General features: G+C 32.2%; 26 protein-coding genes and 1 pseudogene. 9 read left to right on the plus strand and 18 right to left on the minus strand.

Annotated elements, in window-relative coordinates; translation table 11 throughout:
• Window positions 1-240 precede the first annotated feature (240 nt).
• The 5 genes from HMPREF3125_RS06650 to pta form a co-directional block, all read right to left on the minus strand.
• A complete protein-coding gene (locus HMPREF3125_RS06650) occupies window positions 241-1317 on the minus strand; it encodes a phosphomevalonate kinase (RefSeq protein ID WP_017636376.1) in 1077 nt (358 codons plus the stop codon).
• A 12-nt stretch (window positions 1318-1329) separates the two neighbouring features.
• On the minus strand, window positions 1330-2313 hold the full coding sequence (gene mvaD / locus HMPREF3125_RS06655; RefSeq protein WP_070452661.1) for a diphosphomevalonate decarboxylase: 984 nt from the start codon (window positions 2311-2313) through the stop codon (window positions 1330-1332).
• Between the two features lie 4 nt (window positions 2314-2317).
• Window positions 2318-3238 carry a mevalonate kinase gene (gene mvk / locus HMPREF3125_RS06660; protein ID WP_017636378.1) on the minus strand — a complete coding sequence of 307 codons (921 nt, stop codon included), beginning with the start codon at window positions 3236-3238 and terminating at the stop codon, window positions 2318-2320.
• A gap of 498 nt (window positions 3239-3736) precedes the next feature.
• Window positions 3737-4579, minus strand: coding sequence for a lipoate--protein ligase family protein (locus HMPREF3125_RS06665; RefSeq protein ID WP_026083429.1), 843 nt, complete (start codon window positions 4577-4579; stop codon window positions 3737-3739).
• Window positions 4579-5568 carry a phosphate acetyltransferase gene (pta, locus tag HMPREF3125_RS06670; protein WP_046466392.1) on the minus strand — a complete coding sequence of 330 codons (990 nt, stop codon included), beginning with the start codon at window positions 5566-5568 and terminating at the stop codon, window positions 4579-4581. The genes HMPREF3125_RS06665 and pta overlap by 1 nt, the downstream gene beginning before the upstream one ends.
• Before the next feature lie 171 nt (window positions 5569-5739).
• Here pta and hemQ point away from each other — a divergent pair, with 171 nt between their 5' ends.
• From hemQ to HMPREF3125_RS06685, 3 genes are all read left to right on the plus strand, one after another.
• Window positions 5740-6489 carry a hydrogen peroxide-dependent heme synthase gene (gene hemQ / locus HMPREF3125_RS06675; protein ID WP_070452664.1) on the plus strand — a complete coding sequence of 250 codons (750 nt, stop codon included), beginning with the start codon at window positions 5740-5742 and terminating at the stop codon, window positions 6487-6489.
• A 503-nt stretch (window positions 6490-6992) separates the two neighbouring features.
• On the plus strand, window positions 6993-7757 hold the full coding sequence (locus HMPREF3125_RS06680; protein WP_070452667.1) for a threonine/serine exporter family protein: 765 nt from the start codon (window positions 6993-6995) through the stop codon (window positions 7755-7757).
• A gap of 12 nt (window positions 7758-7769) precedes the next feature.
• Window positions 7770-8222, plus strand: a complete 453-nt coding sequence (locus HMPREF3125_RS06685; protein ID WP_017636383.1) for a threonine/serine exporter family protein — start codon at window positions 7770-7772, stop codon at window positions 8220-8222.
• Between the two features lie 65 nt (window positions 8223-8287).
• On the opposite strand, the gene HMPREF3125_RS06690 is transcribed toward HMPREF3125_RS06685, so the two are convergent.
• The 4 genes from HMPREF3125_RS06690 to HMPREF3125_RS06705 form a co-directional block, all read right to left on the minus strand.
• The gene (locus HMPREF3125_RS06690; RefSeq protein WP_070452670.1) at window positions 8288-9769 is read right to left on the minus strand and encodes an APC family permease; all 1482 of its coding nucleotides are present in this window, start codon (window positions 9767-9769) and stop codon (window positions 8288-8290) included.
• Window positions 9770-9876: 107 nt separating this feature from the next.
• A complete protein-coding gene (locus HMPREF3125_RS06695) occupies window positions 9877-10245 on the minus strand; it encodes a DUF423 domain-containing protein (RefSeq protein ID WP_096807881.1) in 369 nt (122 codons plus the stop codon).
• A gap of 24 nt (window positions 10246-10269) precedes the next feature.
• Window positions 10270-10665 carry a DUF5327 family protein gene (locus tag HMPREF3125_RS06700; protein ID WP_017636386.1) on the minus strand — a complete coding sequence of 132 codons (396 nt, stop codon included), beginning with the start codon at window positions 10663-10665 and terminating at the stop codon, window positions 10270-10272.
• Entirely contained in the window at window positions 10658-11326 is a 669-nt protein-coding gene (locus HMPREF3125_RS06705) for a uracil-DNA glycosylase (protein ID WP_070452672.1), read from the minus strand. Before HMPREF3125_RS06705 ends, HMPREF3125_RS06700 begins: the two co-directional genes overlap by 8 nt.
• A gap of 149 nt (window positions 11327-11475) precedes the next feature.
• On the opposite strand from HMPREF3125_RS06705, the gene HMPREF3125_RS06710 reads away from it, so the two are divergent.
• From HMPREF3125_RS06710 to vraX, 3 genes are all read left to right on the plus strand, one after another.
• On the plus strand, window positions 11476-12456 hold the full coding sequence (locus tag HMPREF3125_RS06710; RefSeq protein WP_070452674.1) for a choloylglycine hydrolase family protein: 981 nt from the start codon (window positions 11476-11478) through the stop codon (window positions 12454-12456).
• Window positions 12457-12565: 109 nt separating this feature from the next.
• A complete protein-coding gene (gene thiD, locus HMPREF3125_RS06715; protein WP_017636389.1) occupies window positions 12566-13396 on the plus strand; it encodes a bifunctional hydroxymethylpyrimidine kinase/phosphomethylpyrimidine kinase in 831 nt (276 codons plus the stop codon).
• A gap of 224 nt (window positions 13397-13620) precedes the next feature.
• Window positions 13621-13794 (plus strand): C1q-binding complement inhibitor VraX, encoded by a 174-nt coding sequence (vraX, locus tag HMPREF3125_RS12830; RefSeq protein WP_017636390.1) that lies wholly within the window; start codon window positions 13621-13623, stop codon window positions 13792-13794.
• Window positions 13795-14092: 298 nt separating this feature from the next.
• Here the strand turns inward: vraX and HMPREF3125_RS06720 are convergent.
• The 9 genes and pseudogenes from HMPREF3125_RS06720 to nagB form a co-directional block, all read right to left on the minus strand.
• Window positions 14093-15505: pseudogene (locus HMPREF3125_RS06720) on the minus strand (MFS transporter).
• A gap of 183 nt (window positions 15506-15688) precedes the next feature.
• Complete coding sequence (locus HMPREF3125_RS06725) at window positions 15689-15952, minus strand: hypothetical protein (RefSeq protein WP_029056373.1); 264 nt, start codon at window positions 15950-15952, stop codon at window positions 15689-15691.
• On the minus strand, window positions 15949-16323 hold the full coding sequence (locus HMPREF3125_RS06730; RefSeq protein ID WP_029056372.1) for a hypothetical protein: 375 nt from the start codon (window positions 16321-16323) through the stop codon (window positions 15949-15951). Before HMPREF3125_RS06730 ends, HMPREF3125_RS06725 begins: the two co-directional genes overlap by 4 nt.
• Entirely contained in the window at window positions 16289-17437 is a 1149-nt protein-coding gene (locus HMPREF3125_RS06735; RefSeq protein WP_070452677.1) for a thiolase family protein, read from the minus strand. The genes HMPREF3125_RS06730 and HMPREF3125_RS06735 overlap by 35 nt, the downstream gene beginning before the upstream one ends.
• A complete protein-coding gene (locus HMPREF3125_RS06740; protein WP_070452680.1) occupies window positions 17437-18810 on the minus strand; it encodes an AMP-binding protein in 1374 nt (457 codons plus the stop codon). Before HMPREF3125_RS06740 ends, HMPREF3125_RS06735 begins: the two co-directional genes overlap by 1 nt.
• Window positions 18811-18965: 155 nt before the next feature.
• Window positions 18966-19613 carry an HAD family hydrolase gene (locus tag HMPREF3125_RS06745; RefSeq protein ID WP_017636396.1) on the minus strand — a complete coding sequence of 216 codons (648 nt, stop codon included), beginning with the start codon at window positions 19611-19613 and terminating at the stop codon, window positions 18966-18968.
• A gap of 120 nt (window positions 19614-19733) precedes the next feature.
• On the minus strand, window positions 19734-20282 hold the full coding sequence (gene hxlB / locus HMPREF3125_RS06750) for a 6-phospho-3-hexuloisomerase (RefSeq protein WP_037555767.1): 549 nt from the start codon (window positions 20280-20282) through the stop codon (window positions 19734-19736).
• Between the two features lie 2 nt (window positions 20283-20284).
• Window positions 20285-20917, minus strand: a complete 633-nt coding sequence (gene hxlA, locus HMPREF3125_RS06755) for a 3-hexulose-6-phosphate synthase (protein ID WP_070452683.1) — start codon at window positions 20915-20917, stop codon at window positions 20285-20287.
• Between the two features lie 93 nt (window positions 20918-21010).
• On the minus strand, window positions 21011-21742 hold the full coding sequence (gene nagB / locus HMPREF3125_RS06760; RefSeq protein WP_070452685.1) for a glucosamine-6-phosphate deaminase: 732 nt from the start codon (window positions 21740-21742) through the stop codon (window positions 21011-21013).
• A gap of 237 nt (window positions 21743-21979) precedes the next feature.
• Here nagB and HMPREF3125_RS06765 point away from each other — a divergent pair, with 237 nt between their 5' ends.
• From HMPREF3125_RS06765 to folE2, 3 genes are read left to right on the plus strand one after another with little or no spacing between them, the layout of a single operon-like run.
• Complete coding sequence (locus tag HMPREF3125_RS06765) at window positions 21980-22342, plus strand: YojF family protein (RefSeq protein WP_176745285.1); 363 nt, start codon at window positions 21980-21982, stop codon at window positions 22340-22342.
• Between the two features lie 14 nt (window positions 22343-22356).
• The gene (bshB2, locus tag HMPREF3125_RS06770; protein WP_017636401.1) at window positions 22357-23022 is read left to right on the plus strand and encodes a bacillithiol biosynthesis deacetylase BshB2; all 666 of its coding nucleotides are present in this window, start codon (window positions 22357-22359) and stop codon (window positions 23020-23022) included.
• A gap of 12 nt (window positions 23023-23034) precedes the next feature.
• Window positions 23035-23913, plus strand: a complete 879-nt coding sequence (gene folE2 / locus HMPREF3125_RS06775) for a GTP cyclohydrolase FolE2 (protein ID WP_017636402.1) — start codon at window positions 23035-23037, stop codon at window positions 23911-23913.
• Window positions 23914-23932: the final 19 nt, after the last annotated feature.

The following is a 23932-nucleotide window of genomic DNA, read 5'->3' on the forward strand; positions in this document are numbered from 1 at the left end:
TCGCCCACCTTTCTATATTTTTGTATTATTACTTTTTAATAGTTATCTATTTTTATAATTGTGCTTCCTAATCTATATATAACTTTAATTATTTTACTCTTTTTACCAAAAAATTCAAGTTACTTTTTAACTATGTAACGTTTTGTTCATAAAAAAGCCTTCTAAAATAGATTAGATATTTATCATCAAGTTATTTGTTATAACGACGATAAAATCAATCATTTTAAAAGGTTCATATCATTATTGCCCATGATATATTTTAAATAGTAAAGGTTTAATACCATTAGACGTCCATTCTTCATATATCTTTTGTTTGTCAGCATTTTGGTGAATGATGGCAATACCACAATCTCCACCGCCAGCTCCTGAAGTTTTAGCAGCACCGCCATGTTGCTCAGCGATGTCACACAAATGTTTTAATTTCTCTGTTTCAATATCTACTGATGCTTGATTATCCATTTGACGAATGATAAGACGATTTTGACGAATCATCTTTTGTACACCTTTAATATTGTTAGTTTTAAATGCATGGATTAAATTTTCAACACATTGATGTGAACTATCTAAAAATTCGCCATAAAAAGCGGGATCAGATTTAAGTCTTTTAACTTCGCTAACTAGGTGTGGTGAAGATGCTGGTGAACCAGTCCATCCTATTAATACTTCCATATTTTCTGGCGCTTGTAATGGTTCGATATGAAGACCAGGCCAATTCTTGTCTAATACCGTATTTACTGAAGTCGTTTCGATTTGCTGCTTAACCCAGTCATGGTCGAATGTACTATATGCTAACCAACCACTATAAACACTTACGGCAATGTCGCCACAAGAACTTAAACTTTGTAATTTCATATTCGAAATAACTGCTAATTTATAAATATAAAGATTAGATAATTCTAATTCATAAAACTCGTTAAGTACTTTAACAACTGACACTAACACAGCGGCACTTGAACCAAGACCATACTTATTACCATTAGCATCATCTAAGTTACTATCAATTGTTAAATGAAAATGTTTTAAAGGGATGTCACAACTCTTAGCATACTGTTCAAACACTTCTATGGCTGTAACAACATAATTTAATTGTTTAGCCGCCTGTGGATCAGAAATGACAATGCTATCTTCATCTCTATAAAATGTTACAGGTTCGTGATGTAATGTTTTTGAATGAATTGTACCTTCAACTTGATTTGAAGGTTCGATTGTTGCTGTAACAAAGCGATTTAATGCAATTAACACAGATTTATATCCTGGTTCTGTAACTGCATATTCACCAGCTATATAAAGTTTACCGGGTGCTTTGACCTGAATCATTCTATCAATTCCTTACTTAATTATTTCAACGCCTGTAGCGATAATATCACTTGCAATTATTTTTGAATCATCAAATTGTTTTTTAAATTGTTCAATCACTGCTTGTTTATTTTTCTTTTCAACAAGGACTTTCACATTTGGACCAGCATCCATTGTGAAATAACAAGGTAATCCCATTTCCCTACATTTGTGAACAATAGCCATTGCATCATAGCTTTCTTGTACTAAATATGTAAATGGCGGTTGAGCACCAAGGTTTGTAGCATGCATACGTAAACCATTTGCCTCAATCACTTCTCCAAGATGTTTAAAGTCTTTAGATGACATCGCGCGCTTAACTTCAGCTATATCCTCATCTACGTGATCTAACCAATATTGATAAAAGCGAGATGTATCACGTGTCAATGACATACCTGAACGACTGGATACTTTTTTAGATTGATTATTGATAACGACAAATATCATAGACAAATCATCTTCCCAATGATTTGCATCGACTGGATGAGCATATGATGTTTCGTCATCATGACCCTTTTCCCATTCAGCAAAACCACCGAAAATGCTTCGAGATGCCGAACCAGACCCAAGACGTGCTAAACGAGATAAATCTTTATCTGTTAATCGAAGTTGTAAAGCTTCATTACAAGCTGCTGCGAGCGCTGCGTATGCACTTGCAGATGATGCTAAACCAGCAGCTGTCGGCACAAAATTATGACTATCAATACGAGCATGTAAATTTGTACCTGCTACTTCTCTAACAATATCCATATAAGATTGAATTTTTTTAGTTTCTTTTTCATTGGCTTCTTCACCATTTAAAATAAATTGATCATTTTGATAGTCACTGTCAAACGTTACTTCAGTTTCGGTATAAAACTTTTCCAATGATACAGATAGACTATTATTCATAGGGATAATTAACTTTTCGTCAGCTTTTCCCCAATATTTAATCAATGCAATATTTGTATGTGCACGTGCTTTGCCACTTTTTGCCAATGGGTTAACCTCCTAAATACTCAATCCATGTATGTGCAGCTCCTGCTTTTTCAACTGCCGCTACAATTTTTTCTGCAGTATGTAAATCTTCAGCTAGTAACAACATGCTTCCGCCACGTCCACCACCAGTCAATTTACCTGCAATTGCACCATGGGATTTTCCTATTTCTAACAACTCTTCTATTTTATCATGACTTACTGTTAAATTTCTTAAATCTTGCTGACATTCATTAAAAATATTGGCTAATTGTTTGAAATTATGATATTCGATTGCCTGACTTGCTTGGTATACTAAGTCCCCAATATTTTCAATATGTTTCATGTATTCTTGTGATTCACATAAATTGTGAACATCTTCAACTGCTTGTTTTGTTGAACCTTTTACGCCAGTGTCAATAACAACCATATAGCCGTTTAATTGAAGTGTTTTTAAAGTTTCAGCATGACCATTTTGAAACCATACTGGTTTATTAGAAACAATCGTTTGTGTATCAATACCACTTGGTTTACCGTGAGCAATTTTTTCTGCCCAGTTAGCCTCTTCAATTAATTCTTTATCACTTAAAGTTTCTCCTAGAAAATCATAACTTGCTCTAGTAAAAGCAACAGCTATTGCTGCACTTGATCCTAACCCTCTTGAAGGTGGTAAATTAGTTTGAATTTTAATTAATAATGGCTCTTCTACACCCGTTTTGTCGATAAAACGTGTCACGATTGATTTTAAATGCTCTGGCGCATCATAAAGAAGACCATCATAAACATCACTTTCGATGGCTGAATAATTTCCCTTTTCAAGGCTTTCTATTAACACTTTAATTTTACCGGCGTTAAATGGAATAGCTATAGCAGGTTGGCCAAAAGTTACTGCGTGCTCGCCTATCAAAATAATTTTACCTGTAGACTCCCCGTATCCTTTTTTTGTCATGTTATTATCACCTTTTATTATACCTTCACTAATCTGATTCTTCATTGTCTTTACGTGTTTATGTTTGTATATATAGTTTTTTACAGAGTAATATTTTAACGAGTATCATATGTAATGATATTATTACGATTTTAAATAACAAACTATATATTTTATACCTCTATACAAAATCTTGAATATATTTACCTTTAACTAAGGTTTTGTAAACATTTTTACATTTTATAAACTTAAATCTGCTCTTTTTATATAAATTTTTCCACCTAAACTATAATACTACAAATAATTCTTGGAATACACAGATTTATATATAATATAAGAAATTTAATGTACTCAATACATCATTTTTATAGTTTATTAAACTACGTTATCACTGCAAAAACTATAAAAAACCGTCTTATTTTAAAGACATTAAACCTCAATATCGATTATATTGTGGTACTAAGTCATATTAAATAAGACGGCTAATTATTTTAAATTGTCATTGTTATCTAATTTATACTACTTTTCGTTCATTTTAGTTATCATTTTTGCATTACGGTCTATCATTTTATCAAAATAACCTTCATAGCGTTGCCACTCATCGTCAGTGATTGGGTCCATATTTAAGCGTCCACCTAAATCTTTGATGGCATATAGTAATAAAAACATGGTGTCTTGTACAGTAATCTTTTTATTTAAAAGCGTTTCAAGGGATGCCATGCATTGTGGTTCAATATCAGGATAAATAAACTTAGTTGTTTCACCTTTTAAAGCACGGTCATAAAAATGTTTCATCATTAATGCACGTTCTGAACCTGAACCTTCAACACATAGATAGACTTGAACTGCAATACCGCCTCTTACACGTCTTTGTGAAATGCCTGCAAATTTCTTACCATTAATACTTAAATCGAATTTTCCTGGGCAATAAGAATGTGTAATTTCAAGAGTATCTATCTCTACATCTTCGTCTTCGAACATTTTGGCAACAAGCAAATACATAACAGTAAATGCTTCATCAATTGTCGTTTCTGACTGCCCTTTGAACATTAATGAAATATTTAATATTCCTTGATCTAAGACAACCCCAAGACCTCCCGAATTACGTACAATCGCGTTATAGCCCATTTCATCTGTTAGATAGGCAATACCATCCTTTAAGAATGGTAATCGAGAGTCATGAATACCAAGAATAACAGTATGTTGATGAATCCAAGTTCTCACTACGTTAGGTGATAAATCTTTACCTACACTTTCGCTAAACGTGTCATCAAAAGCAAATGATTGCATAGGTTCCAAACCACTGGAATGGTCAATGTATCGCCATTCTATGTCATTAAAATATTTATTTGCTAAGTCCATTATTGTAATGATTGTGCAGCAGTAATAATTGATAAGTTATAGACATCTTCAATTGAACATCCACGAGATAAGTCATTTACAGGAGAATTCAAGCCTTGTAAAACTGGACCAACTGCATCATATCCACCTAATCTTTGAGCTATTTTGTAACCAATATTACCTGCTTCTAAACTAGGGAAAATGAAAACATTTGCATCTCCTTGAATTTTAGCACCTGGCGCTTTTTTCTCAGCTACACTTGGTACGATTGCTGCATCAAATTGGAATTCCCCATCAATAACAACATTGTCTAATTGTTCTTCAGCTACTTTATCTTGCGCTAATTTCAATGCATCTTGAACTTTAGTCACGTCATCTGATTTAGCAGATCCTTTAGTTGAAAAGCTTAACATAGCCACTTTAGGTTCCATACCAAAACTTTGTGCAGATTTAGCACTTTCAACAGCAATTTCAGCAAGACCTTGTGCATCTAATTCAGGGTTAATTGCACAATCGCCAAAGATATATTGTTCTTCGCCTTTCATCATAAAGAAGATACCAGATGTTTTAGATACGCCAGGTTTAGTCTTGATAACTTGTAATGCTGGACGAACAGTATCACCAGTTGAATGCGCTGCTCCACTTACTAAGCCTGCTGCTTTACCAGTGTATACAAGCATTGTTCCAAAGTAATTAACGTTTTCTAATAATTCTTCAGCTTGTTCTTGTGTTGCTTTGCCTTTACGGCGTTCAACAAATGCGTCTACTAATTCTGATTTCAATTCACTTGTTGAAGGATCGATGACTTCTATATTAGCAATATCCAAACCTTTGTCTTCTGCTAAGGATTGAATTTTTTCTTTATTACCTAAAACGATTGGTGTTACATAATCTGTAGTTTGTAATTGTGTAGCCGCAGTTAACACACGTTCGTCTTCCCCTTCAGGTAACACGATATTTACATTTTTTCCTGATAATTTGTTTTCTAATACATTTAATAGATTAGTCATAATGTCCTCCTTGAATTTCTTTTTCATAATAACGTTTACAAAACTAATTATACGTTATTTTAAAATAGAATTCCATTTCACTTTTTTGTAATCATTTACTTAGGAGCTGACTATTTATTTATGATAAAATTTAATGTGAATTGATATTATAGAATTAAAGGAGCGATAAATATGAGTGAAGCAGCCGAAACATTGGATGGTTGGTATAGTTTACATTTATTTTATGCAGTTGATTGGGCTAATTTTAGATTAGTCCCTCAAGAAGAACGCGAATCAATGATTGCTGAATTCGAAAGTTTCGTGAACGATAAATCTGAAGCTAGAAGCTCTCATACAGGAGATCAAGCTATTTATAATATTACAGGACAAAAAGCCGATTTATTATTATGGTTCTTACGTCCTGAAATGAAAGACCTTAATTTAATTGAAAATGAACTTAACAAATTACATATAGCTGATTTCTTTATTCCGACATACTCTTATGTGTCAGTCATTGAATTAAGTAATTACTTAGCAGGTAAATCTGATGAGGATCCATATGAAAACCCTCATGTAAAAGCTAGATTATATCCTGAACTACCACATTCTGATTATATTTGTTTCTATCCTATGGATAAACGTAGAAATGAAACATATAACTGGTATATGTTACCAATGGAAGAAAGAAAATCATTAATGTATAACCACGGAATGATTGGACGTAAATATGCTGGTAAAATCAAACAATTTATCACTGGTTCTGTCGGCTTTGATGACTTTGAATGGGGTGTTACTTTATTCTCAGATGACGTCTTACAATTCAAAAAAATTGTTTATGAAATGCGTTTTGATGAAACTACTGCACGTTATGGAGACTTCGGAAGTTTCTATATAGGTCATATTTTAAACCCTGAAAACTTCAATCAATTTTTCAAAATTTAACAGTTGATTATTAGAGAATTCCTATTTTTATATGAATAGGGATTCTCTTTTCATATCTATAAACTAATTAAAAAAGTACACTTTGCAAGCAAAGTGTACTTCTGACGTGTAGTATCCTTGGGAGAACTTTAATCACTACTACGTATAAGTTAACTAAATTAAATATATTGTCGCTACCCAATATATTTTGTAATAGTTAACTAATATTAATTTAACCTTTTTGAAATATTTGAAACATTATTTTAGTGTTGAGTTATATATATAAAATGCAATAAGTTTATATAAGTATCAATTTATACATTTTCCTTTTATTTTTCTAAATTTTATCGAAAAATCATGAATTAAATTGCTTATCAATTTTGTCATTCACTTCTTTTTTCTATATAGTTATTAAAACTGAAATGTTTTACAGCCTTTCTTTATCGCTATATAATGGTTTTTTCTCTTTTCATACTCTATAATTAATATATCTAAATTTAAAAATTTTAAAAACTGGTGATTAAATGACAAAAGTAGTAAATGAAAACGAGCATGAACGTCTCATCAAAGATGTGGTTATGTTAGCCGCACGTGTTTTACTTGAATCTGGTGCTGAAGGTACACGGGTAGAAGATACAATGAATCGCATCGCTAAAAAATTAGGTTATCAAGAAAGTAATAGCTTCGTTACAAATACCGTTATTCAATTTCATTTACATAATGAAGCAACCCTACGTATGTTTAGAATAAAAACAAGAGACACTAATTTAATTAAGATTTCACAAGCAAATGAAATTTCTCGTTTAATTACTAAAGGGACGATGGGTCTTGAAGAAGCTAAAGAAAAATTAGAAAAAATTTATGTCGCTAAAAGAGATAGCAGCCTTCCTTTTAAAGGATTTGCCGCAGCAATCATTGCAGTTAGTTTTTTATATTTACAAGGTGGTTCCCTAGTAGATATTATTACTGCTCTACTTGCAGGTAGTTTAGGTTATCTAGTTGTTGAAATACTAGATAGAAAGTTACATGCTCAGTTCATACCTGAATTTATAGGCTCTGTTGTTATAGCTTTGATTGCTGTAACTGGTCATACTTTAGTACCTCAAGGTAATCTTGCGACCATTATTATCGCTTCAGTCATGCCTATTGTTCCTGGTGTATTGATAACAAATGCGATTCAAGATTTATTTGGTGGCCATATGCTTATGTTTACAACGAAATCTTTAGAAGCACTTGTCACTTCATTTGGTATAGGTGCAGGTGTAAGTTCAATATTAATATTAATCTAGGAGAGTTGTTATATGTTTTGGATATTAAATTTTATATTTAGTTTTTTAGCATCTCTGTTCTTTTGTGTCATATTCGATGCTCCTAGAAAATTATATCTATCTTGTGGATTTGTTGGGGCTTGTGGTTGGATGGTTTACACACTGTTCTATAATGGATTAGAAGCTCATACAATATATTCCAGCTTCTTCGGTAGTCTTGCATTAGGTCTATTAAGTCACTATATGGCTAGATATAAAAAAGAACCCGCTATTATTTTTATGGTAACTGGAATTATACCTTTAGTTCCTGGTGGTCTTGCTTACGATGCTACTAAAAGCTTAGTTTTATTACACTTTAATAAAGCAATCAATACCATGCTTGAAGTTACATTAATTGCAGGTGCTATTGCTTTAGGTTTACTGTTTGCAGATCAAATTTCAAAAATCATTATTTCTGGGTTCGCTATAACTAGAAAAAAACTATAAATATAAAAAAAGTCATGATGAGTATTTAAGAGGTTCTCTCTTTTCTCATCATGACTTTTTAATTATTATTTATTTTTGACTGGTTCATCAACCATGTTTTCTACCTCATCTTCACTTCTGTTTAAAATTAATCTACTTAATTCATCGTTATCAATTTTTTTCAATTTAGGATAGCGAATGACAAAGAAAATCAATCCTAATACTAACCATACACCTAATGCAATATAAGATGGTAATGAAAGTGATGCTGGTGTACCAGGTATTAATAATAAACATAAGAAAATGAATGATACGACTGAACCAATAATACCGAATGTTTTATAAATTGGTGCATACGTATTACTTTGTTTATTGTAACTGAATAACTTAGTAGCAGATAAACAAGTCACAAAGTATGCTACAGAAACACCTGTTGAAGACATATCAACAATCCATGTTAACGCAGTACGTCCTAACCATGGTGCTATTAAAGATACCGCAACTAAGAAAATAATTGCTACATAAGGTGTCTTGTATTTACTATGAATGCGGCTAAATACTCTTGGCATAATTCCTGAACGTCCCATAGAGAATAGTAGTCTGCTGGCACTCATCAAGAATCCATTTAATCCAGTAAAGATACCCATCATAATAGCAATAGCTAATACAGCTAAACCAATATAACCAAATGCTGTTTGTGTTTCTGCACCTGTTAACCATAACTGGCCATTTAAACTTTTTTGATCTGTACTTAACCATCCTGTATATAAAATCATTACAACATATGTCATAGATGCTGCAAGTAAACTATACACAATTAACTTAAATGTTTTGTTTGGTGCAAAGTTAAATTCTTCGGCTGTTTGTGGTATATTATCGAATCCTACATAAGCCCATGGAGCAATTGCTACTATAGTGATAATAGACATGAACCAACCTTCATGTGGATTTGATAATGGTTTTAAGTTATCTAAGGCAAAGTTATTACCAAAGAATGAACCAAAGAACATTAATAATACTACAATAACCATAGATACACAAAAATAATATTGTAATGACCCAGATACACTTGCGCCTCTAATAGCTATAAACATAAAGACAAGTAATAATACTGTTGCAATAATAATTTCAGTTATGTAGACATCCCAACCTGCAACTGAATACATTTTTCCGTTATTGAGTACACTTGGTAATAAAAATTTAATCAATAAACTAAAAGCGGTGGCATTCAATGCTACAACACAGACATAACCAAAGGTTAAGAACCATGAAGAGAAGAAACTTACATATCTACCAAAACTTAAGAAACTAAATGCAAATGCCCCACCAGAAACGGGGAATTTTTCTACTAAAGCACCATAACTTACTGCGATTAAAATCATAAGTATAGCGCCAATGACAATACCAATGGATGCAGCTACAGGACCTGCTTGCCCAATCCAATCCCCTGGTAGTATAAATGCGCCCCAACCAATACATGAACCATATGCAATCGCCCAAACAAACTTTTCTGATAAGTTCTTTTTGAGGTCGCCTCTATCTACCTTTTTATTTTCGTTATTTTCCATAATTAAAAACTCACCTCGATGTATGTGTATACCCGAAAAGGTGAGTCATGTAACTTAAATATCGAATTATTATTAATTTTATTTCAAAAACTGAACTAACGGTTTTATTAACCTGAAAACTTAAACGTTGCAATAATTAACATTAACCAGCCGACAATAAATAATACGCCACCAATTGGTGTAATAGCACCTAATATTCGCACTTGTGTTAAAGCTAATACATATAATGAACCACTAAAGAATACAATACCAAAGAATATTAACCATCCAGCCCAATTAATGTTGATTGATGTTGTTCCGCCAATCACACCAATAATTAATAATGCTAGTCCATGGTACATTTGATACATTGTCGCTTTTTCCCAAACAGACATGTACTTTTCTGATAGCTTACCTTCTAAACCATGTGCACCGAATGCACCAGTTCCAACAGCCATCATTGTATTTAAGGCTCCTAATATAATAAATAATTTCATCATAATTTATGTTCTCCTTTATGTTTAAAAATCAAATATAGACTCACCGTTGCCTATTTCATCATCAGTCGTCATTAAATTAGAATTAGAGATTGAATTCGTATTGGTTGGTTGAGATTTTGCACTTTCCGTATTAGAAACTTTTCCACCCATTGCTCTAATTTCTTCAACTGTCACATTATCATAGCCAGATTTACTATAATTATCACTCATTGGTTTATTCGCTGTACTTACCTCTGTATGCGTAAAATCATTACCTTTAGATTTTCCCATACTCATTTTGTCTGTAGCCGAAGATGTATAAAGTGCTGTAATTGTATGTATCGCATACATATGTTTCTCAAAATCTTGTTGTGAAGTTGATTCGTCAGCTTGAACGAGTTCTCGTTCTATTAATTGAATCACTTTGTCTTTATCCATGACTATTATCCTCTCTTTCACACCAATGAATAGGCGTTTTACCTTTTGATACTAAAAATGAATTTGCTTTTGAATAAGGTTTAGAGCCGAAGAACCCTCTATACGCAGATAATGGACTTGGATGTGGTGACTTTATTATATAATGCTTAGATGTATCGATTAATTTTATTTTTTGTTGGGCGGGTTTTCCCCATAAAATAAACACAACATCTTCTCTTTCCCCTGAAATGGTACGAATCACTTCATCTGTAAATATTTCCCAGCCAATATCTTTATGGGAGTGAGCATCACCCTGTCTTACAGTTAATACTGTATTAAGAAGTAACACACCTTCTCTTGCCCAATCCTGTAAATGTGGTGACTGACGTCTACAACCTATGTCTTCTTCTAATTCTTGGTACATATTTCTTAATGAAGGTGGAAATTTAGCATTAGGTTGTACTGAAAAAGCTAACCCATGCGCTTGATTAGGGCCATGATAAGGATCTTGCCCTAATATGACAACTTTAATGTCTTCAAACGGTGTTAAATCAAAGGCTTGATAAATATTTTCTCTATCTGGATAAACAATTTGTGTTGTATATTCTTTTTCAAGAAAGTCATGCATTGCCTTGAAATCATGTTTAGACGTAATATTATGAAAAACTTCAGACCATTCCATCCTTTTTCACCTCAAAGATATTTTAACATATCTCTACCTTCAAATTATAATTAGGTTTAATGTAAACTTTTGTTTAAAATAAGTTTACAAATTATCTTGAATTATATATAGTTCATAATAAGATGAATTAAAAGTTTGGAGAGACGTATATGTGTACAGGATTTTCATTTTACACAAAACAGCAACATCATTATTTAGCTAGAACTATGGACTTTGCTTTTGAATTTAACGGCATACCAACTGTAGTACCTAGAAATTTTGATTATCAATTTGATTTAGAACCATCTATGAAACTCACTTACGGTTTTGTCGGCACTAATTTAAAGGTAGGTCGATATCGTTTTGGAGATGGTGTTAATGAATGCGGCATCGCTATTTCAAATCATTATTTTACTGGCGAAGCATCTTATAGCAAACATAAACGTTATGGTTATTTTAATTTAGCTCCTGAAGAATTTATCATATGGGTGCTTGGCTTCACTAAAAATATTCAAGACTTAAAGCAAAAAGTCAAAAAGGTCAATATTATGCATGAGAAGAATGAAACGTTGAACATTGTACCACCGCTTCACTTCATTATAACTGACCGTGAAGGTCATACTGTGTCAGTAGAACCACATAATGGTTTGCTTATTGTTAAAGACAATCATATAAATGTGCTTACTAATTCACCCAATTTAGAATGGCACATACAAAATTTAAGAAATTATGCTTTTTTATCGCCTAAAAAGTCTACTAATCATTTAGTAGGCAAATTATTAGTAAAATCTATGGGTGCTGAAGCAGGTACAAATGGATTACCAGGTGGATATACTTCTCCTGAACGTTTCGTAAGAGCAAGTTATTTAAGACATCAACTACCACAATCAAACGATGAAGAACAAAATTTGATTAATTGTTTTAAAATATTAGATTCTGTAAGCATTCCTCAAGGTGCCGTCATTGATGCTGGGGAAACACACTACACGCAATATCAATTAGTAATGGATAGTAAAAATAGGACTTATTTTTTAAAACCTTATTTCACAAACCAAATATTTAAAATTCAATTAAATGAAGACTTACTATCAAAAAATGATATGACATTTATCGATATTGATCATCAGTTAAAAATAACTCATCTTAACTAATTAGATAACATGACAAATAAACTTTATAATATGACACTATTTTATTTTGCTACTATGTGAATCGTGATATGATGGTAACAGTATTAGAAAACATTAGGAGTGAATTCAAATGGCATTAAAAAAAGTATTAACAATTGCTGGTTCAGATACTAGTGCAGGTGCTGGTATGCAAGCTGATTTAAAAACTTTTCAAGAATTAGACGTATACGGTATGGTAGCTTTAACTTCTATCGTAACTATGGATAAAGAAACATGGTCTCATGATGTAACACCATTACCTATGGATGTATTTGAAAAACAACTTGAAACTGCTATTTCTATTGGTCCAGATGCTATTAAAACTGGTATGCTAGGTACAGAAGAAATCATTAAACGTGCTGGTGAAGTTTATGAACAATCTGGCGCTAACTATTTCGTTGTCGATCCTGTTATGGTTTGTAAAGGTGAAGATGAAGTACTTAACCCGGGAAATACTGATGCAATGATTCAATATTTATTACCTAAAGCAACAGTGGTTACCCCTAATTTATTCGAAGCTGGTCAATTATCAGGATTAGGTAAACTAACTTCTATTGATGAAATGAAAAAAGCAGCTCAAATCATTTATGACAAAGGTGCTCAACACGTTATTATTAAAGGCGGTAAAGCTTTAGATCAAGATAAATCATATGACTTGTACTTTGATGGTAAAACATTCTATCAATTAACTACAGATATGTTCCAACAAAGCTACAATCATGGTGCTGGATGCACATTTGCAGCTGCGACAACAGCTTATCTTGCAAATGGTAAATCACCTAAAGAAGCAGTCATTGCAGCAAAAGCATTCGTTGCTTCAGCTATTAAAAATGGTTGGAAAATGAACGACTTTGTTGGCCCTGTTGACCATGGTGCTAACCGTCGTATAGAACAAATTGACGTTCAAGTAACTGAAGTTTAAATATAATCATAGATTTTATTAAATAGACTAGGCTTACACTATCGCATGTTTTGTATAGTGTAAGCCTTTTTCATTCTATTAATCACCTAACTTCTACCTACATATATAGTCGTAGTTGATTATCCAATGATAGACTGAGTTAAAGTTGATACCAAAGCCTCATGTCTAATGGTTGATGAACGTGTATGATATAAAGTGTAGAGAGATAAAGGAGGTATAACAACATGATTATTCATAAACAAGATATCCAAGACGGTATTCCTAAATACGAAATCATTACTAAAAAATTCAAATCAATCACTGTTAAGTTTGATGAAACCTTTAATAAAAATGATATCTATCGATTACTCTCTCTACTTGAAAATGACGTCGACAGAATGCATTTCAGTCACGCATGATTGTTATTTTCAGCATCAAGAATCTACAGATTTAAAGTTTAAAAGGTAAAAGATCCATGTTTCAAACGTTCAAACAATGGTTTTAAAGTTTCTTGTCCCCTAACTACAGACACTTTAAATGCCATCATCCATAAAATACTCATCTTAATAACGATAAAAAGTGCTAATGTTAACCAAAGTTGTCCCCTTTGGTGGTTCAGAGAGAAACTTTGAACCTTCTTAACATTAGCACTTTTCTATTAAAAAAAGAGTCTTATGACAATTGTATTTAACAATTACCACAAGACTCACATATTAATTAAAAGTCTTCTTTTTCTTGTCGTTCTTTTACCCACCATAATGCTTTTTCAGGGTGAGCTTCATAATAAGCTTTATCTTTTTCATTATCTACGTTAGGGTAAGAACCTTTAAGTGACTTACCTGCTGTAGCTGCATGTAATAATGTAATAACTAAGAATCCAATAACACTAATTGCTGTTAAGTAATAAGCTGGTGCTAATACATTACCTGTAGCTTCAACTAACCATGAAGCAATTAATGGTGTTGTACCACCAAATAATGATACAGATACGTTAAATGTTACTGATAATGTACGATATCTAATATGTGTATAGAATATCGTTGGAAGTGATCCTGGCATTGTTGCTTCATAAGTTGATAAGAAGAATCCTAGAATTAAGACACCAATGATAATGAACGGTAATGATTTTGTTGCTAATAATGAAAATGCAACAATACTTAATAACGTTAATCCACCAGTACCGATTAAGAATACTTTCTTTTCACCTATTTTATCTGCCAATTTACCGAATCCTAAAGCTAATGGAATCATAATTGCCATGATACAAGTAATGATGACACTAGTTGTCGTTTGATCTACTTTTGCAACTTGACCTAAATATGTAGGTAAGTATGCTGTCACCATATAGTTCGTAACGTTAAAGAATACTACTGCTACGAAACAAACTATGATATCTTTGTACTAATAACGAATGATACCAAAGAAATTAATCGTATCTCTTTTCGGAGTTTCTGCAACATCATTTTCAAATACAGGTGATTCTTCCAATTTTCTACGTAAGTATAATCCAAATAAACCTAAGAATAAACCTAAAATAAATGGAATTCTCCAACCCCATGCTTGCATTTGATCATGAGTTAAGAAGAAACTTAATAATGCAATCATAATTGAAGCTGCAATATAACCAGATAATGTACCAATTTCTAATCCACTACCTAAGCTATTACGCTTTTTATCTGGTGAAGACTCTGCAACATATGTCATTGCACCTGCATATTCCCCACCAGTAGAGAAACCTTGTAAAATACGCGCTAATAACAAGAGAATAGGTGCCCATATACCAATCGTGTCATAATTTGGTAGTAAACCAATTGTTAATGTAGACAGTGCCATTAATATAATTGTTGTAGTTAATACAACTTTACGACCGTATTTGTCTCCCACAATACCAAATACGATACCACCTATAGGTCTAAGTAAGAATGCAATCGCTAATGCAGCAAATGTAAATATTTGCTGCATTTGAGGATTGTCGACTGGAGAGAAAAAGTTCGCTCCTATGTAAGCTGTCGTATAAGCATAAACACCAAAGTCAAACCATTCCATGGCATTACCAATACCGGTTGCGACAACGGTTTTTTTCGCTTTTTGAGCGTCGACCATGTTAATATTTTCTTTTTCGAAATCCATGTAATTTAACACTCCTTTGTATGTTACATAATTATACTATGATAGTTAATGTTGTCAAATTGATTTAATTTTATTTAAATTCAAAAATACAAATTTATTCATTTTACAGAAAATTAGTTAAAATAAAAAAATCTATTCAATCAAATCATCCATTAAGAAAAATTATTTAAAACAAATTCTATTTTATCTAATTTTTACAACAATTAACTTTACCCCATCTTCTTTATTCCAAACCGTTATCGTATCCTTATTTTTCATTGAATAATCAATATCTTCATTAATACCAATGGTTCTAAAGTATTTTATTTTATAAGAAGACCACGTTATATCGAGTTTATTCATCACAATATCACAAACTAATTGTCCTGGAACAATATCATCATGGATTTCATTTTTATCGTTTACACATGCCAAATAGTGTTTTATTAGTTGCTCATTTATCTTCATATCTGATTTACCTTTATAAATATTTGTTCTATATAAATACAATTATTATTATCTTTATTAATTTTCAAAGTGTAGGTGTATTTGATGAAATTTTTGATTTTAAGTACCTCTTTTTTGCGTAATTCTGCTTTATAATTTGTACATGTAACTAATTTATTGGTTTGGTATACTTTTGTTTCTTTCAAATAGATTTTTTCATTTATAAATTCCTGGAACAATGTGAATTCTGGCCATAACTTGGCACAAAATAATTCAGGAACATAACCCTTATATTCCACACCAATAATTTGACAATATCTCATTACCTCCTCTTCATTAAATCGAATTTCTCTTATTTCACTTTGTGTCCCATCGTTCGAATAAAGCTGCATTACCGAGGCCACCTCCTATACCCATAGTCGCTATTGTTCTAAAATTATCTTTCATATAAAACAATCGTGTCACTAAGGCTGCACCACTTGCTCCATATGGATGTCCAGACGCTAAAGCACCACCCCATTGATTTAATTTATAATCTGGTATATTTAATAATTTTTGTGAGGCTAAAACTTGTGCGCTAAATGCTTCATTCAGTTCTATTGCATCAATATCATGAATGGTTAATTCATAACAATTAAGTAAATTCTGTACAGCAGGTACCGGACCAATCCCCAGTATGTTAGGGTCTACACCTTTTGTCATAGCACCCTTAAAATATAGACCATTGTTAAATCCATAATATTTCGCTGTTTCAAGTTCCATAATTAAAACCAATACAGCTCCATCATTCTTCATACAACTATTTCCTACTGTCACTGTACCATTAGGTAATTGTGGCTTAAATCGCGATAATGTTTTTAAATTTAAATTAGGTTTTATACTTTCATCGTCTTCAAATTTTTCACCTTTTACTATTAAAGGGACTATTTCTTGGTTTATATTTCCATTTTCATAATTCAATCTTGTGCGCTGATGACTTTGATATGCAAATTGATCTTGGTCTTCCCGTGATACGTTGTATTTTCTAGCAACGTTTTCAGCTGCTTCAATCATAGTTGGATCCTGTCCCTTTGGTGCAAATGAAGCTTTCTCATAAAATTGAGGGAAATGTTGTTCATATACAGATTGAGGTCGTAGTATTTTCCATGGTGCTCGACTTGTACTTTCTACTCCTCCAGCAAGATAAATTTTTCCAGCTTCACTTTGTACCATTCGACAAGCATAAATGATACTTTCTAACCCCGAACCACATTGTCTATCTATCGTTAATCCTGGTATCGCATCATCAATGCCAGCCTCTAATAAAGATTTCCGTGCAATATTGCCACCATTTCCTACTGTATTTCCTAAAATAACTTCATCTAAATTAGCAATCACTTCTGAATAATTATCTTGATAATAGTTAAATAATGATTTTAATAATTCCTCTGGTTCTAGATGTTTTAATTTACCTCCATATTTGCCAAATGCTGTCCTTTTAGCTGCAACAATAACGGGTTGTTTCATTATTTTAGTTCTCCTGTATTCCATCTTTTTTCCATTTCAAATCGAGATATTTTGCCGCTTCGTGTATACGACATTTTAGTTACCTTCTTTATCTTAGAAGGAATTTCGTACCTATCTATTTTATTCATTAAATACGTTTTCAATTGTCTATAATCTAATTCAATATCGCCTGTATATAGTAAAACAGCAATTTCTCCAAATTTATCATGTTGCTGTCCTATAACAATAGCTTCATTAATTCCATGGATTTTAGTAACTTCGCTTTCTATTTTAGCTGGATAAACGTTTTTACCGCCTATAATCAATCTTGACCCAACTCTTCCTCTTAAATACAAACATTGCTTCTCATCAATATGTGCATAATCACCTGTACTAATCCATTGATAATCATGTAATTCGTTCTCATCATTCACATAACCACTAAACGTCATATTACTTCTGACATATAATCGACCTATACCTTCTTCATCTTTGTTCTTTATTTGGTAATCAACATTTGAAAATAATTTACCAACTGATGATTCGGGTGCGCTTTGGTTTAAGTTATAACTTATAAAACTAGCTTCCGATGTCCCAAAAAATTCTATTAAATTTACATGAGATAACTGTTCTTTTAATTTATAGAACATATGCTTATTTAATTTAGCACCACTACTAAAAATACTAGACAAACATGTTGGCATATCATGATTGGACAATAGTTGATGTAACATGGTTGGCACTAAAAACATCGCAGTAGGAAGTTGAATGGTGTTCAATTTGTCAATGAGTTGTATCGAATTAAAATGATTTTGTCCAATAAACGTGCGACCAGTATAAAGAGCGTATATACAAGCATATAGTGACAAAGAGTGTGATAAAGGGCCAGGTGCTACAAATATTTTTTCTTGTCTTTGCATAAGCATTTCATTTTGTTCGAACGAAACAATCCATGACGGTTCGTTACGATAGTAAGTTTTAGGTAAACCAGTTGTACCTGAAGTAAAACCAATATGTAAGATATTAGTTGGATTATCTTTTATTGATGTCAGTTTAACTGCTGAGACTTTCGATATTTCATTTTCCATATTATGAAATGGTATATGATAAGTATTCATAAGCTCTCTAATCATTTTCAAACTCCATTTGCTATCCAATAAACACGGTACACAATCTAAAGACAATAAAGTCAAATAGTCGATAATATTTTTTAATGCATTATGATGGCATAATGCTACCCTGACGCCTTTTGGGATAGAAGTCATTGTTTTTTTGTTTTGGTTTATCAATAAACATATTTCATGGTACGTAACTGTTTCATCATCAATAATCACAGCTGGTTGATCTGATTTTGTTATAGCGTATTGTTGTAATTGTCGAAGTAATTCTGACATATTCCCACCTACAAATGTTAACTTATTTGTATATTATATTAACATTTAATTTGTTTCATTGATAAATAAAAAAGTTAGAGCATTTTTAACTGTCATTTTAATGACTTAATACTCTAACTTTAATTGATATATTATTTATTTATCATGTTTGTAAGTTATAAAACTCTAATTATCTCGTCCACTTCACTTAATACATAATCTGGATTTTCACTGATTAAATCTTTTGATGAATGTGAACCCCAAGTTACTGCACAAGATTTAATTCCAGCTGCTTTAGCCATTTGAATATCAAATATAGCATCCCCGATATATATACTATTCGCTGGATTAAGGTTATGATTTTGAAGAATGTACTGTAATCCGTCTGGGTCGGGTTTATAATGTTTCACTTTATCAGAACCAATAGCTTCTTTAATAAATCGACTCAAACCTAAATGTTCTAAATTCCTTTGTAATACATTCGTTTTTTTACTAGATACAACAAACATTTGCTTATTTTGTCTACTTAATTGATCTAGTGTTTCTGCTATTCCAGAATAAGAACATAAATATCTCGCCTCGAATTGTTGATACTGTTCTCTAAAAAGTTGTATCAGTTGATCTAACGCTTCTTCAGATAAAAAACGATCACTCATCTCCATAAATGACTTTTCAATTGGTATTCCCATATAATGAATAATTTCTGAATCACTTGGCTCTGTTAATCCAAATTGTGCAAAGGCTTCTTTAGTCGCCTCAATTGAACATTGCTTTGAATCTGCTAATGTCCCGTCAAAATCAAAAATATAATTATCAAAATTCAAATTATTCACCTCTAAAATATCAAATTAAGGTTTATCTTTTTATTATATAACAAAATTAACATATATTATGCCATAATAAAAGCTGAGACATCTTTCTATGTCCCAGCCTAAATTGATTATTTATTCTAAGTTTGCATGATTATTTTGCATTGTCGTTTCGTCAACATTAAGTTGGTTCATTAAACCAATCACAATACTATCTAAAAAGATTTGAGACGATTGTTCGAATAAACTACCTAATGGTTGATTTGAACCTTCAGCATCATGTTTAGTACCTGCCGGCAATTCAACAACCGTGTCTGCAATTTCACCAATTGCAGAATCAAGTTTAGTAGTTAATAGTACAACTTCTGCTTCCACTGATTTTGCTTTATCAGCTAATAAACGTAAATGTTCTGTAGAACCTGAACCAGAAATGACAATGAATAAATCGCCTTTTTGTATAGATGGCGTCGTTGACTCACCAATGACAAATGCTTGCTTGCCTAATTGATTCAATCTCATTGCAAAGCTATTTGCAACAAATCCAGAACGACCCTTACCTGCAACGAAGATTCGTGAAGCTTCTGTTACTTCAGAAGCAAATCCGTCGAATTCTTCATCCTTTACGTGAGATAAAGTTCCTTTTAACTCATCTAAAATGAGTTGATAATTATTAAATTTAGTCATAATTACTTACCTTCAATAGCGTCACGACATTGTTTAGCAGCTTCTACAGGGTCGTCAGCGTTAGCAATACCGCCACCAACAATAACTAAGTCAGGATCTTCTGCAACAATATCTTTAATAGTATCTGGTTTAATACCGCCAGCTACAGCTACTTTAGAATTTTTAATTACTGATTTAACTTTACGTAAGCTATCTAATGGAGATTGTCCTTCTGCTTGTAAATCATAACCAGTATGGACTGCAATGTAGTCAGCACCCATTTCGTCTAATTCTTTTGCGCGTTTTTCTAAATCTTGCACTGCAATCATATCTACTAATAATTGTTTATCATTTTTGTGTGCTTCTTCTACTGCCGCTTTAATTGAAGTATCTTCAGCTACACCTAAAATTGTTACAACATCTGCACCAAATTTAACTGCTTGGCTAACTTCATAGTCCGCTGCGTCCATGATTTTTAAGTCAGCTAAAACTTTTGCATTGTTAATATTTTCATTTAAATGTTGTACTGCAGGTAAACCTTCATTAATAACGATTGGAGTACCAATTTCAACAATATCAACATATTCTTCTACTTTTTTCGCTAATTCTGCTGCTTCTTCTTTATTTAATAAGTCAATTGCTAATTGTAATTCCATTATAATTCATCCTTTCAGTTTAAACTGTTTTTCTCTCACATTGAATGAATTACCCTTTAAACTTTTACTTTAAACGAAACGTATATTTATAAGCTAATCGACATCCGGTGTAGCTGCATCATCTACATATATTTCTACATTAGCATGTGTTTTTAAAATGGTAGATGGAATATCTTCTGATATAGGTTGAGTTAATAAATTGTTTATGGCTTGTCTTTTTTTCTCGCCAAATGCTAATAATATAATTCTTTCAGCTTTAATGATGGATTGAAGTCCCATAGATACTGCTTGTTTAGGCACTTCAGACTCATGATTAAAGTATCTACTATTCGCTTTAATTGTACTTTCAGTTAAATCAACAACGTGTGTTTCGCTACCAAAATCTGTACCTGGTTCGTTAAATCCTATATGTCCATTTTCTCCAATACCTAGCAATTGAATGTCGATAGGCCCCTCAGATTCAATGATTTGATTATACCGTTTCACTTCTTCATCTAAGTTGGGTGCATCTCCATTTGGTATATGAATATTTTGACGATTGAAATACGGATACTGATTAAATAAAATTTGATTCATATAATAATGATAACTTTGATTGTGTTCAGGCTCTAAACCAACATATTCATCTAAATTAAATGTTGTTATCTTTGATACATCTAATTGATTTTTCTTTAATAACGAAACTAAATGTTCATAAACATTTGTCATAGTTCCACCAGTCGCTAAACCTAAATTACTATTTGGATATTCATCCATTTGTTTAAATAATTCGCAAGCAACATAAAATGATGCTAATTCTTTAGTGCCTAAATTAATAATTTTCATAATAAATCACCTCAAATAATTACTACCAAACAATATAATAACCAACCCCTTAATTACATTTTGGATTATAACACGACACAACATTTTTCCGTAATAAAGTGATATCCCTTCATGAAAATGTTAATATATGGAAATAATTACAAAATTAATTAAATAAATTGAGCAGAGATGTACATTTATTGAGTTGTTTTTAGTAAAATAGACTGATAAACACATTGAATGGTGTAAGGAGTGAACGTGTTGGAACCTATTAAATATGAAGAAGTAATGGATTTATTAACTTCTTATGAAAACAAACCCGTTTACCTACATGTTGAAACAACAAATGGTGCTTATGCTAACCATTTTGATGAACGTGTATTTAATGCTGGTACTTTTTTGAGAAATATACAAGTAACATTTGAACATGCACAACTTAAAGGTGGAGATAAAGATCCATACCGTATCGGATTAAAACTTCGCGACGGAGGTTGGGTTTATGTTCAGGGACTAACACATTATGAAGTTAACCAAAATAATGAATGTCTCATAGCTGGATTTAATTATGAAGGACAATTGGCTGCTACATTAGAAATTAGCGATAAGCCATTTACAATATAGAGGAGGTAAGATTCATGACAGATGAAAGACATGTACTCGTTATATTCCCTCATCCAGATGATGAAGCCTTCTCATCTGCGGGAACAATCGCAAGTTATATCGAGGCAGGCGTTCCGGTAACATATGCTTGTTTAACTTTAGGCCAAATGGGCAGGAATTTGGGTAATCCTCCATTTGCTACTAGAGAATCATTACCAGATATTCGTGAAAAAGAATTGGAAAATGCCGCTAAAGCGATTGGCATTACTGATTTAAGAAAAATGGGACTCAGAGATAAAACTGTTGAATTCGAACCACATGATCAAATGGATGATATGGTTAAAAATTTGATTGATGAAACTAATCCTTCATTAATTATTTCTTTTTATCCGAAATTTGCAGTTCATCCAGACCACGAAGCAACTGGTGAAGCAGTAGTAAGAACTGTTGGTCGTATGCCAGAGAATGAACGTCCAAGATTAACATTAGTTGCGTTTAGTAATGATGCACCCGATATATTAGGTGAACCTGACATCCAAAATGATATTTCTAAATATAAGGATATTAAAATTAAAGCCTTTGAAGCACATGCTTCACAAACTGGACCATTTTTAAAAGAATTAGCAAGTCCACAAGTTGGTGGAGAAGTTCATAGCTTTTTAGAAATTGAACCATTCTGGACTTATCATTTCGAATCTTAATGGAGGTTAACAATGACAGAATTTGATTTATCTACACGTGAAGGCCGATGGAAACATTTTGGTTCTGTTGACCCTATCGAAGGTACGAAACCCACAACTAAAAATGAAATGACTGATTTGCAAAGTACGCACAAAAACTTCTTATTTGAAATCGAAGAAGTTGGTATTAAAAACTTAACTTATCCTGTATTAATTGATCAATTTCAAACAGCAGGTACATTTAGTTTTTCAACAAGTTTAAATAAAGATGAAAAAGGCATAAATATGAGCCGCATTTTAGAAAGTGTTGAAAAACATTACAATAATGGTATTGAATTGGAATTTAATACGTTATACCATGTTTTACGAACATTGCAAGAAAAAATGAACCAAAATGCTGCGGGTGTTGATGTTAGTGGTAAATGGTTCTTTGATCGTTTTAGCCCTGTAACTAATATCAAAGCGATTGGAAATGCTGATGTCACTTATGGTATTGCAATTGAAGGTACTAAAGTTACGCGTAAAGAAGTAACTATTCAAGCAGCTGTTACTACTTTATGTCCTTGCTCTAAAGAAATCAGCGAATACTCTGCGCATAACCAACGTGGGATTGTTACAGTTAAAGCATATCTAAACAAAGATGACATAGTTATAGATGATTACAAAGATAAAATTTTAGATGCTATGGAAGCTAACGCTAGCTCAATATTATACCCTATATTGAAACGCCCAGACGAAAAAAGTGTTACTGAACGTGCTTATGAAAATCCACGTTTTGTTGAAGACTTAATTCGTTTGATTGCTGCAGATTTAGTTGAATTCGATTGGATTGAGGGATTTGATATCGAATGTCGAAATGAAGAATCAATACATCAACATGATGCATTTGCTCGTTTAAAATATAGAAAATAAAAAAACAGTCCATCCGATA

Origin of the sequence: Staphylococcus sp. HMSC13A10 (assembly GCF_001808005.1) — a bacterium.
GTDB classification, from domain to species: domain Bacteria; phylum Bacillota; class Bacilli; order Staphylococcales; family Staphylococcaceae; genus Staphylococcus; species Staphylococcus pasteuri.